Source organism: Psychrobacter sp. KCTC 72983, from assembly GCF_014280455.1.
GTDB classification, from domain to species: Bacteria; Pseudomonadota; Gammaproteobacteria; order Pseudomonadales; family Moraxellaceae; genus Psychrobacter; species Psychrobacter pacificensis.
Genome location: NZ_CP060390.1, coordinates 2,198,755 through 2,211,777, shown reverse-complemented (window position 1 = coordinate 2,211,777; position 13,023 = coordinate 2,198,755). Strand labels below are relative to the sequence as shown.

Sequence of the window (13,023 nt, the reverse complement as noted above, 5' to 3'; positions counted from 1 at the left end):
AGCACTACTATGAGTAAATTAAAAACCGCTAGCGTATTGGCTTTTGAGCGTAACCTCGACATCTCTGACGCTTTTTTTGCCCAACAAAACAGTCAGAACAAGGATAGTAAAGCGCAGCCTGTCTCTATTAAAGAAAAATCAGTGCGCGGTACGATTAGTAACCGTCTAAAAAACCCTGAAAAAACTGACCCTGCTAAATTGGATGCTGAAATCGAAAAAGCTAATCTACAACGCGTAGATTCTGCCGCGTTAGATGAAGACTGCGATACCTTAGTTGTGACGTGGAGCTGCAAGGTATTACCTTTCTCAGGTAAGCCCAGCGTTTGTAACGATCAAGATTATCAGCAGGCTTTAGTTTCGACGGTACAGGATTATTTAGATAACCAAGGTGTCGGCGAATTGGCACGCCGCTATGCCACTAATATTGCCAATGCCCGCTGGTTATGGCGCAACCGCGTAGGCGCTGAAAGTATTATCGTTAATGTTAGCTGTGATATTGATGGCACTAAGCAAAACTTTGAATTTGATGCCAAGTCCATTTCCCTAAAAGACTTCAATACAGATGATAGCAAAATTAATGAGTTGGCTGGGCTGATTGAAAAAGGCTTAAATGATGACGCTTTTATCATTTTATACGTCAAAGCTACTGCTATTATAGGCTACGGTCAAGAAGTGTATCCTTCACAAGAGCTAGTTCTTGATACTGGCAAAACGAAATCTAAAGAGCTTTATCAAATCAATGGTAAAGCGGGTATGCATTCACAAAAGGTTAGCAACGCTATTCGTACTATCGACGACTGGTATCCTGACGCTGAGTTTCCTATCGCCGTTGAGCCTTATGGTGCCGTAACCACTTTAGGTGCTGCCTTTCGCCAGCCTAAAGCCAAGATGGACTTTTATAGTCTGTTTGATAATTGGGTATTAAAAGACGAAACACCAGACGTTAATCAGCAACATTATGTGATGGGCGTACTTATCCGTGGTGGCGTGTTCGGTGCCAGTGGTAAGGAGTAATTTATGAGTCAGTTGACCCATTTCCAAGAAATAACCATAATCCCCGACCCCGAGATTGCACCTTACTTTATTTGGAGTAAGCTATTTACCCAATTGCATATTGCATTAGCGGAGATGAAAAATGATCACGGCATCGACTCTGTTGGTGTCAGCTTTCCTGATTATTATTACGATAGTGAAAAGGAGCAATCATCTAAACTTGGATTAAAGCTACGTGTCTTTGCGCCCAGCCAAAAAGAGTTAGAAACCCTAAACCTTACTAAATGGCTGGAGAGATTGACTGATTATGTGCATATCAAAGGCATCAAAGAAGTACCGATAGACAAAGCCACTGGCTATGTCAGTGTACATCGTTACCGCTTTAAACCTGCTGATTTGCAAGCGGACTCATTAGCAAATAAGCTTGGCGTCAGTTATGAAGACGCTATGGCAACCGTGAATAAGCGCGCACCTGAAAAGGCTGTGCCTTATATCCAAATGCGCAGTCAGACCAATCAAAGCAATTATCGTTTACGGGTGCTACAGCTACCTTGTGATGCACCAAAGGCTGGCAATTTCAATACTTACGGTATGAATGGCATGTCTGATCATGTCACCGTACCGCACTGGTAAAAAAGTCGTTACGCGCGACCCAGAAAGAGGATATAAAAACCCTTTTTTTGAGATATTTAAAAACTTGCAATAAAATCAACCAGTTATAACAGAGTGAAAAACGGAGGGTGAAATAAGGTATTTTGACCTCCACGCCTTGTTGTAACTAAATTTTTTGAGGTATAATTCCTCTTCCTCACCGCATAGGTGACTTAGAAATGTGCATCATCGTCATCACGAGTGGCGATATTCTTCCTCACCGCATAGGTGACTTAGAAAAAACGGCTTGCAGACGCGACCATCTGCAAGCACTTCCTCACCGCATAGGTGACTTAGAAAGTCTAGTAAAATAGATGCTGCGCCATCGACTACTTCCTCACCGCATAGGTGACTTAGAAACGTGCAAACGTGGTTGATGGCGCATTTAACAACTTCCTCACCGCATAGGTGACTTAGAAACTCAACCACAGCTTCAAAGTTTGTAAACTGCCCCTTCCTCACCGCATAGGTGACTTAGAAATCTTCACAGTTGAAAGACATTCGTTCCATTCCCTTCCTCACCGCATAGGTGACTTAGAAAATGCCGACCGTGATTTCGATTTCGCGGCGCTCCTTCCTCACCGCATAGGTGACTTAGAAAAAGCTGAGCAATTGGCACTTGATGAACGTCGCCTTCCTCACCGCATAGGTGACTTAGAAAACTTTTCATCCTGCCCTTCAAACACCCACTGACTTCCTCACCGCATAGGTGACTTAGAAAATTAAGTTAATGCCCATGCTGTTTGTCCGTGCCTTCCTCACCGCATAGGTGACTTAGAAACTGCATACGTGCTTTATGCTCGTGCTTGGGGACTTCCTCACCGCATAGGTGACTTAGAAAGTTTTGATCCTTGCGTTCATTTGCGTTCATTTCTTCCTCACCGCATAGGTGACTTAGAAACCATACCTAAAAACCTGCCCAGCCATTGTCCGCTTCCTCACCGCATAGGTGACTTAGAAATTTCGAGTGATAATTGATTTGTGGACATGGTTCTTCCTCACCGCATAGGTGACTTAGAAATGCCAGCGATTGATTGTCGCGTATCTCAAAGTCTTCCTCACCGCATAGGTGACTTAGAAAGCATGGAACCGCTAGAAGAGTCGGCAGAAGAACTTCCTCACCGCATAGGTGACTTAGAAAGCAAGCCTTTGCAGATCTAGGGCGCGACAGTTCTTCCTCACCGCATAGGTGACTTAGAAAGCATAGAAACAGCAAGGCTTGCGCTGGCAAATCTTCCTCACCGCATAGGTGACTTAGAAATTGCTGTGATTGCTGTGGTTATTGGTATCGCCCTTCCTCACCGCATAGGTGACTTAGAAAGTCATCCGAAACCTGTTAGCCCTGAATGGCAACTTCCTCACCGCATAGGTGACTTAGAAAGAATCATCAGCTCACCATCTTCGTTTGGCTCTCTTCCTCACCGCATAGGTGACTTAGAAATGTTAGACCGCCTGCATTAGCCAGTAGCGTGACTTCCTCACCGCATAGGTGACTTAGAAAATCTTGCTCCAACTGGTCCGGCTGGAAGTAACCTTCCTCACCGCATAGGTGACTTAGAAACAACAAAGAGCGCTTACTCAGCAAAATTCGCGCTTCCTCACCGCATAGGTGACTTAGAAAGATCAGACGCAACTGATCAGGGTTTACCTACTCTTCCTCACCGCATAGGTGACTTAGAAACTGTTCTCATAATGAATGCGATGACCACCAGGCTTCCTCACCGCATAGGTGACTTAGAAAGCTAAAAACCCTATCCTGTTTGACTTTGACAACTTCCTCACCGCATAGGTGACTTAGAAACATGATTAAATTCCTTGTCTTACATTCTGTGTCTTCCTCACCGCATAGGTGACTTAGAAATTTTCGATTGTCACAGTAACCGGCAAGTCCATCTTCCTCACCGCATAGGTGACTTAGAAATCGCTCACGTCACTAACAAGACACTCGACAGACTTCCTCACCGCATAGGTGACTTAGAAAGTCGCTACCACCCATTGAGTCGACCCAGTAAACTTCCTCACCGCATAGGTGACTTAGAAAAGTTGATACTTACTGGGATTTAGGTGTGTCTGCTTCCTCACCGCATAGGTGACTTAGAAAAAATGTCGGCCAAGTACGCAGACGAGTATAAACTTCCTCACCGCATAGGTGACTTAGAAATCTCCCTTTGGTTCTTTGGGTAAAAATGCAGTCTTCCTCACCGCATAGGTGACTTAGAAAGTCATTGTCCGTGTGCATGTGGATGATGTTGACTTCCTCACCGCATAGGTGACTTAGAAACAAAGAGCCAAAAGGCGAAGTCACAGGTTATACTTCCTCACCGCATAGGTGACTTAGAAAAGCCGCAGCATCAGGTCAAGTTAGCAAACAAACTTCCTCACCGCATAGGTGACTTAGAAATTACGTGCTTAGCATGAGCTTTGAAAAAGCAGCTTCCTCACCGCATAGGTGACTTAGAAAGCTAAAAACCCTATCCTGTTTGACTTTGACAACTTCCTCACCGCATAGGTGACTTAGAAACATGATTAAATTCCTTGTCTTACATTCTGTGTCTTCCTCACCGCATAGGTGACTTAGAAATTTTCGATTGTCACAGTAACCGGCAAGTCCATCTTCCTCACCGCATAGGTGACTTAGAAATCGCTCACGTCACTAACAAGACACTCGACAGACTTCCTCACCGCATAGGTGACTTAGAAAGTCGCTACCACCCATTGAGTCGACCCAGTAAACTTCCTCACCGCATAGGTGACTTAGAAAAGTTGATACTTACTGGGATTTAGGTGTGTCTGCTTCCTCACCGCATAGGTGACTTAGAAAAAATGTCGGCCAAGTACGCAGACGAGTATAAACTTCCTCACCGCATAGGTGACTTAGAAATCTCCCTTTGGTTCTTTGGGTAAAAATGCAGTCTTCCTCACCGCATAGGTGACTTAGAAAGTCATTGTCCGTGTGCATGTGGATGATGTTGACTTCCTCACCGCATAGGTGACTTAGAAACCGATGGGTTTACTACAATGGCTAATGTTGCACTTCCTCACCGCATAGGTGACTTAGAAATGAAGAAATTGGCAATGAATACACGGTCGAAGCTTCCTCACCGCATAGGTGACTTAGAAAAGCTGTATGATTCGCATACAGGCTCATCTCACCTTCCTCACCGCATAGGTGACTTAGAAAGTAATCGTCAGCATCGTTAAATTCCGTATCTACTTCCTCACCGCATAGGTGACTTAGAAATGAGTACGATGCTAAGTGTGAGGAAAACGCGGCTTCCTCACCGCATAGGTGACTTAGAAAGATAAGCAAGTCAGCATGAGCGAGCTCGCAAACTTCCTCACCGCATAGGTGACTTAGAAATTCAAGAAGACAATGGACGCCAACGCATCAAACTTCCTCACCGCATAGGTGACTTAGAAAGCACATTAGCCCCTGCGGCTGGGTAAACTCAACTTCCTCACCGCATAGGTGACTTAGAAAAGTGAGCGACAAGTTGCTTGTCCTTCCTTAGTCTTCCTCACCGCATAGGTGACTTAGAAAGCAAGTCGTTATGATTAAGCAGGCGGCTAAAGCTTCCTCACCGCATAGGTGACTTAGAAAATTCAATGTGGATCAGGCGTTGATCTTGATGTCTTCCTCACCGCATAGGTGACTTAGAAAGAATGTGGGTCAGGACGTATGATCTGACTCTTCCTCACCGCATAGGTGACTTAGAAAAATGGGGAAGATGAAGAAACACCTCCTTCCTCACCGCATAGGTGACTTAGAAATTGGGGTTTACCCCCAAAATTTTGATCGGCCTTTCCTCACCCCCATGGGGACTTAAAAAATACAGCAAACACGGGGATTGAATACCATTCCTACCGCATAGGGGACTTAAAATATAAAAACCATCACGACCACGCAGCTTCTTCCTCACCCCATAGGGGACTTAGAAAAACTGCATAGTTTTATATGAAGGCCCGCTAACTTCCCCACCGCATAGGTGACTTAGAAATCCCTATTTGCACCTAGATAAAAAAATCTTCCCCACCCCATAGGTGACTTAGAAATCAATGTCACTGGCAATTGGATTACCCAGGCTTCCCCACCGCATAGGGGATTAGAAATTTCCTCGCTATCCAGTTTTCAAAAAAACTTTTTCCTCACCGATTTGGGACTTGAAAAGCAGGGAAAATTTTTTTTGTGCCAAAAACCTTTTCCCCACCGATAGGTGACTTAAAAATTTATAAATTTCGACTTTGCACCGCCACACTTTTCCCCACCCATAGGGGACTTAGAAACAAATATACCCATCAATTTTTGGAGGCCTTTCCCCACCGCATAGGGGCTTTGAAAAATCTTATGCTAGCTTGGTGCATATCTTCCTCACCGTTGACTTAGAAAAACCCTTACCGCCCCCTTACAAATTTTTACCTTTCCCCACCGCATGGTGATTGAAAAAGCTACAAACTAAAGGGGACTGCTTTCCTTCCTCACCGCTAGGTGACTTTTGAAAAATTTTACGGCTAGACATACGTTTTTTATTATTCTTCCTCACCGCATAGGTGACTTAGAAATAAGCCTGAATTGCTTGAGCCTACACACACAGCTTCCTCACCGCATAGGTGACTTAGAAATAAGACTGCTTACTGCTAGAGCCAACAACGGCCTTCCTCACCGCATAGGTGACTTAGAAATGCGGTCGCACTGCGTCGCCGCGAATGGGCGTCTTCCTCACCGCATAGGTGACTTAGAAAAGCTCAAGCGCGTGCTCGGTCTTTAGCTGTTTCTTCCTCACCGCATAGGTGACTTAGAAAATGCTACAGCTCGACTTCTTCTGGCTCGGCTTCTTCCTCACCGCATAGGTGACTTAGAAAATCGACTAATACGAGGTATAAGAGTTTTAGTACTTCCTCACCGCATAGGTGACTTAGAAACTCACCCAACAACTGAGGGACAGCAATTAAAACTTCCTCACCGCATAGGTGACTTAGAAAGTGTGCAGCGGTGGGTAGGATATAATTGCAGACTTCCTCACCGCATAGGTGACTTAGAAAGCACGATGATGCTATCCGCTTGCGTGATTATCCTTCCTCACCGCATAGGTGACTTAGAAACATCAATTCATAACTTTGATTAAGATTGTCAACTTCCTCACCGCATAGGTGACTTAGAAATTCCCCAACAGTCTGGGGGACTTTGTTATCCACTTCCTCACCGCATAGGTGACTTAGAAAGTTGATTGGATTATTGGCTCAGAGCGCCGCACCTTCCTCACCGCATAGGTGACTTAGAAATCGATGTCCAGTCTTAGGCGGCTTTTTTGTGCCTTCCTCACCGCATAGGTGACTTAGAAATGCGATTTGGTGAGGTCGTTATGTGATTAAGCCTTCCTCACCGCATAGGTGACTTAGAAATAGAACTGAACCCAGCGCCGGCAATAAGCTCTCTTCCTCACCGCATAGGTGACTTAGAAACTAATCTGGCACGGTGCGTCAAGCGTTATCATCTTCCTCACCGCATAGGTGACTTAGAAACGGTGTTATCATGCCGTGTTGCGCAGCATAGTACTTCCTCACCGCATAGGTGACTTAGAAAATTACCTCGCCTGCCTTATCGACCCATTCGGTCTTCCTCACCGCATAGGTGACTTAGAAAGAATGACCCTGGTGGCGAAACCATGTATGGTGCTTCCTCACCGCATAGGTGACTTAGAAAAACGAGACACCCACTAGCAGGTGACGCTGCACCTTCCTCACCGCATAGGTGACTTAGAAAGCTGGGCTTCATCGTAAAATACGGTGCAGTTACTTCCTCACCGCATAGGTGACTTAGAAACATATAATTAATGGGTATATTTACATCAGTAGCTTCCTCACCGCATAGGTGACTTAGAAAACATTCACACACAAGAGCAGAAGCAGGGACAACTTCCTCACCGCATAGGTGACTTAGAAAAACCCCATTTTCGTCCATAAGGTCTTGCCAATCTTCCTCACCGCATAGGTGACTTAGAAAGTAAATATCGGAAAGTCAAGAAAGGCGGCGGGGCTTCCTCACCGCATAGGTGACTTAGAAAAACAGTCGGAGCATAATTAACAGTAGATTGTACTTCCTCACCGCATAGGTGACTTAGAAAACGACTGATCCTGATACTGGCGAAAAATCGCTCTTCCTCACCGCATAGGTGACTTAGAAACCTATCGAAAACGAGCGCCGGCTCCAAAGTTTCTTCCTCACCGCATAGGTGACTTAGAAATTACAAGCGATTTATCATGTTCTGATAATAAACTTCCTCACCGCATAGGTGACTTAGAAATTCTTGAGTATCCGTAGGATTAATATATTTAACTTCCTCACCGCATAGGTGACTTAGAAATTTACGGGCAATCATACCAATGATAATACCGACTTCCTCACCGCATAGGTGACTTAGAAACGAATAGGTTTTGCAAGCGCTAATACGTTTAACTTCCTCACCGCATAGGTGACTTAGAAAGAAATATGAGGAAAAGGACGGCACAAAGGTTCCTTCCTCACCGCATAGGTGACTTAGAAATTGCGAGTCCAACAAAGGTATTTTTCTACCGTCTTCCTCACCGCATAGGTGACTTAGAAAAGCCAAACCGCCTACGTCTGCCAACGTGGGCGCTTCCTCACCGCATAGGTGACTTAGAAAACACCGATAGCGCGTAGCATCTCTTTTATCGGCTTCCTCACCGCATAGGTGACTTAGAAAAACGCTTGCGGGTTTTTTGGCTCAATGTCAATCTTCCTCACCGCATAGGTGACTTAGAAACCGAAGCCCCAACTGATACTGGCGTTATAGTACTTCCTCACCGCATAGGTGACTTAGAAAGATATTGAGTGGGATGAGATCGAAGCGGATGACTTCCTCACCGCATAGGTGACTTAGAAAAGCAGGTAAGATAATCGCTTCACCTTCTTTGACTTCATCACCGCATAGGTGACTTAGAAATCATGGTCTAAGACGTATCGCATGGTCAAAAACTTCATCACCGCATAGGTGACTTAGAAAATAAGCAAATAGAAAGTAAGAGCAATGATAAACTTCATTACCGCATAGGTGACTTAGAAATGTATGATCCCATCTAAGCGAGCAATAACGGCCTTCCTCACCGCATAGGTGACTTAGAAATTTGATAAGCACGCTCTTGCTCGCGTCATGATCTTCCTCACCGCATAGGTGACTTAGAAATTAAAAGCAAAACAAGATAAGAAGCTGCCAGTCTTCCTCACCGCATAGGTGACTTAGAAAACCACCTTTGGAGTCTTAAATGGTAAATCGTTCTTCCTCACCGCATAGGTGACTTAGAAAATCAATAGCGGTGTCGGCTGGCGGGTTGTATACTTCATCACCGCATAGGTGACTTAGAAAGCCAAAGTCAGACTGCTGCGCGGCAAACGCATCTTCATCACCGCATAGGTGACTTAGAAACATAGTGGCGATTTTTTTATGCGTCAGATTTTCTTCATCACCGCATAGGTGACTTAGAAAGTGGTAAAACCCTGCGTTTGCTAACGCTGTCTCTTCATCACCGCATAGGTGACTTAGAAATCATGAGGATTGACTAGGTTGTCGTTTGGATACTTCATCACCGCATAGGTGACTTAGAAATCAAAGAAGCTAGCAAGCTCTTTATCTGTTGACTTCATCACCGCATAGGTGACTTAGAAAAGTTTGCGGCTCAACGTAAATCACATCATCAGCTTCATCACCGCATAGGTGACTTAGAAAATCCAAACGCAGTAGTTGCACTGGCACATGGCCTTCATCACCGCATAGGTGACTTAGAAATTTTGCTATGGCTGCTCCTGATAGTGTGTAGTGGTCAAATATTTTTAGACAGTACTTAAGAGGTTTTTGTTGAAATAAAGTCTCTCTTTCTCGCTTGGTGTTAAATACTCATTAAAGCTGTGTGGTCTTACACTTTGATAATAGCCCCAAATATAATCATTTACTGCCTGCCGAGCCTCATCAATATTGTCATAGCCGTTTTTTGGCATCCACTCTGTCTTAAAGCTTCTAAAGAACCTCTCTGTAGGTGCATTGTCCCAACAGTTGCCTCGTCGGCTCATACTATGCGACATACCATTGCACTTGGCTACGCATTTAGCATACTCTTCACTGGTATAATGACTGCCTTGATCTGAATGAAACAGCACGCCTTTAGGCTCAAGTCTTATGTGATATGCCATTTTTAGTGCAGATGTGGTCAGCTGGGTATTCGGGCTATCTGACAAGGCAAAACCAACAATACGTCGAGCATATAAATCCATAATGATGGCTAAATAACACCAACCGCCTTTGATACGGACATAGGTTACATCACCTGTCCAAATTTGATTAGGCGCTTCTGCACTAAAGTTGCGATCTAAGATATTGTCATGGGTTTTGTGTTCTTGATCAGCTTGCTGGTATTTATGCGTCTTGAGCTGATAGCTCATTAGTCCCATGCCTTTCATAAACTTAGACGCTAAATAACGCGTCAGCGTGATTTTGTGCTTATTAGCTAAAATGGCAACCACAGTGCGAGCGCCAGCCGATTGCTTTGAATCGTTGAATATCTGACGTATCAGGGCTTTTAACTTAACGAGTTCTATATCTATAGGCTTAGATCGTATACCATAGTAGTCACTGCTTCTGACTACACCAAATAAGTCACATAGCTTGCGTGTGCTCAGTTGTCTGTCTTGCTCTGCTAGTGTCTTAATTAGTGATAGACGTTCAGGCTGTCCGATGTCAGCAGAGCGGAAGCCTTTTTTAATATGTCTTTCTCCATTTTAAGCTGTCTGACTTCTCTCTCAAGCTCTTGAATGCGATGCTGATCATCGGTTAGTGCTAGGCCTTCGGTTGGGGCAATACCTTGTTTCTCTTTTTTATACTTGCGTACCCAGTTGTCTAAGGTGGAAGTACCAATGCCTAGCGACTGGGCAACCTCAGCAACTTTGCGTTTGTGCTCAACGACTAAGCTAATGGCTTCTAACTTGAATTCTCGGGTGTATTTTTGGCGTTTGGTCGTCATACTAATTATCCTCTTTGGGGGAGTATAACCTCTTAAACATGGTCCGATTTAATTATGCCACTACAATTAAATTGGTACTCAAAAGAAAAAATTTGTTCTGATACATAACATATATCCGATAAAATAAAGGGTTGCATATTAGCAACAATCTATTATTTATACAAACATTAGTTCAATCTGAAAATAAAGTTCATTTGAACGAAAATCTCAGCGAATGCAACCTAGAAAATAGATTTACAGGTAGTCAGATATACTAGCCTCTATGATAAAAATATAGGCTTACCATCATGTCTTCTTCTCTTGACCATTGTCCTTTAAGAGATATACCTTCGAACGCCCAAGCCTGTGCAATTACCTTTCTAGGGAATGCTAGTAACAACCTGCAGCAAGACGCTTTTTTCTTTTTAGATAATTGGTATCAGGAAGACTTAGGTATGATGGCAGTGACACCAGTTGCATTACCATTTAATTTAGCAGTGTCTGATGGCGTGGCAAGCTCTAATCACTCGCAGCACTGCTCAAAAGCAGTGGTAAAGGCAATCAGACGGTTATGGAACGATCAGAAGAGTATTACTTCAGATAATATTCATCAGCTGATTAATCAAACCAAGCATTCATCTAAGCGTCATGGCGCGGCGGCAACTCTTGCGATGGTTGCCTGTGAGTTAAAGGGCGATGGAACCATAAAGGCAACGATAACGCATGTGGGCGACAGTCGTGTTTATCAGTTATCGAAAGGTGCATCACAGTGGCAGTGCCTAACTCGCGACCATAATCTATTGAATGAGCTCATTGACCAGAAAGCACAAGAGCAAGGTCGCCAAGCGAAGTTCGCTGACTATAATCGAGAAGGTATGGCGGGGAGTCTATATAGCATTACAGAGTGCTTTGTATTGACGGCTGATGACAGTTATCTAAGCAGTGAAGCGCCAGAAGGCAGCTCTTGTACGGTTAATATTAATAGCGGCGACTGTATCTTAGTTTGTACGGATGGTATTCATGATTTGGTGCCGAGTCGTCATTGGCAACTTGTCAGTGCTGAAACCGATTTACAAGCTTGGTTAAACACGCTTAAAGATCAGGTCTATAACTCTGAGGGTAATGCTTATGATAATGGCACTGCGATTTTGGTTCGTTTTGATTGAGCCTGTATTTTAATAATGAGTTTGTCACTTCATCAGTCTAATAGAGAAGCTACTATGCCTACACATCCTATCGCCAGCTACACAAAGTCAGCACGTCTATTTGCTTTATATCAATGCTTGCCTCGGAGTGAAGCGGATGCTATGTCTCTGACAGAGCTTATGCAAAACTACGGTGATAATGCTGATAATTATACAAATGAGCGTAAAAACCTAGAGAACGATCTGATTGGCTTAAATCAAATCTTTAACGATATCTTCTATAGTGACGCCTTAAACCGAGTGCCAGCATGGGGCAAGAATATCAGTGGCAAGACAGCACGGTTTTATATTGAACCGAGCTTTAGTATCGATGTCATTAACGAGCAAACGGTATTCTTTTGGGAGATGCTGGATAAATATACTGCAAACTATCTACCATTTTCTTTTAAACAGGGGATTACAGATAAGCTTACTCAACTACGTCGTCAAGATAAAGACAAATTCCATCAAAGTCCGCTAGGACAATGGCAAGATCATCTCATCACCTTACCTAGTATTGTGCAAGCGCCAAAGCTTGATAGTGAGGTGATTGGAATTATTCATCAGGCTCTGCTACAGAATCGTCAATTACGAATAAGTTATCAAAACAAATGGGAAGAAAAACCAACTCAAAGAGTGGTGTATCCCAAAGGAATGATCTTTATTGACAATATGGTCTATCTCACAGGCTTTAATCCTGTTGATGACTATATCGATGATAATGTGTTATTAAAGGAGCATCGTAATTTTGCGGTCAATCGTATTACCAAGGCCGTAGTCGTAGATAAGCCAATACCTGACTGGGTGGGGCGCGATGTTTTTTCATTAGAGAATTTGCGTCAAATAGGTAAGCTAGAGCCGACTATTGATAGCCAGATTAAACTGGTTTTAAAAGTACAAAAGTATGCCTGTCAGCATCTTTATGAGCGTCCATTATCACAAGATCAGCAGATTGAAGTTATCGATGATACTTGGAATCAAGTCAGCGCCACCGTAGCTAATACTACTCGTCTGCAAGATTGGCTGGTGAGTATGTCACAGCTAGCAGTAGTCATTGAACCAAGTGAGCTTCAAGTGGTAATTCTTGAACGTCTAAAGAGTGCGTTAGAGCTTTATGGATATTAAGATTTAGTTATTAGTCATGTCATCTTAAATTATTTAACGACAAGGTTGCTTTTCAGCTTTA

Annotated in this window: 6 protein-coding genes and 2 CRISPR repeat arrays; of the genes, 4 read left to right on the top strand and 2 right to left on the bottom strand. The window is 43.7% G+C overall.

Annotated features, from left to right (window positions below):
- The first annotated feature begins 9 nt into the window (after positions 1 to 9).
- A complete protein-coding gene (gene csy3, locus PSBA01_RS09480; protein ID WP_186474097.1) occupies positions 10 to 1,014 on the top strand; it encodes a type I-F CRISPR-associated protein Csy3 in 1,005 nt (334 codons plus the stop codon).
- Between the two features lie 3 nt (positions 1,015 to 1,017).
- The gene (gene cas6f, locus PSBA01_RS09475) at positions 1,018 to 1,626 is read left to right on the top strand and encodes a type I-F CRISPR-associated endoribonuclease Cas6/Csy4 (protein ID WP_223333079.1); all 609 of its coding nucleotides are present in this window, start codon (positions 1,018 to 1,020) and stop codon (positions 1,624 to 1,626) included.
- A gap of 170 nt (positions 1,627 to 1,796) precedes the next feature.
- Positions 1,797 to 5,415: a CRISPR direct-repeat array (repeat unit 28 nt; unit sequence CTTCCTCACCGCATAGGTGACTTAGAAA).
- 760 nt (positions 5,416 to 6,175) lie between these two features.
- A CRISPR array of direct repeats spans positions 6,176 to 9,446; the repeat unit is 28 nt; unit sequence CTTCCTCACCGCATAGGTGACTTAGAAA.
- A gap of 44 nt (positions 9,447 to 9,490) precedes the next feature.
- Here cas6f and PSBA01_RS09470 read toward each other — a convergent pair.
- Positions 9,491 to 10,333, bottom strand: a complete 843-nt coding sequence (locus PSBA01_RS09470) for an IS3 family transposase (protein WP_267448909.1) — start codon at positions 10,331 to 10,333, stop codon at positions 9,491 to 9,493.
- A gap of 29 nt (positions 10,334 to 10,362) precedes the next feature.
- Positions 10,363 to 10,674 (bottom strand): transposase, encoded by a 312-nt coding sequence (locus PSBA01_RS09465; RefSeq protein WP_186474095.1) that lies wholly within the window; start codon positions 10,672 to 10,674, stop codon positions 10,363 to 10,365.
- 287 nt (positions 10,675 to 10,961) lie between these two features.
- Here PSBA01_RS09465 and PSBA01_RS09460 point away from each other — a divergent pair, with 287 nt between their 5' ends.
- Positions 10,962 to 11,819: a PP2C family protein-serine/threonine phosphatase gene (locus PSBA01_RS09460; RefSeq protein WP_186474093.1), complete on the top strand. Its 858-nt coding sequence runs from the start codon at positions 10,962 to 10,964 to the stop codon at positions 11,817 to 11,819.
- Between the two features lie 54 nt (positions 11,820 to 11,873).
- Positions 11,874 to 12,962 carry a helix-turn-helix transcriptional regulator gene (locus PSBA01_RS09455; protein WP_186474092.1) on the top strand — a complete coding sequence of 363 codons (1,089 nt, stop codon included), beginning with the start codon at positions 11,874 to 11,876 and terminating at the stop codon, positions 12,960 to 12,962.
- Positions 12,963 to 13,023: the final 61 nt, after the last annotated feature.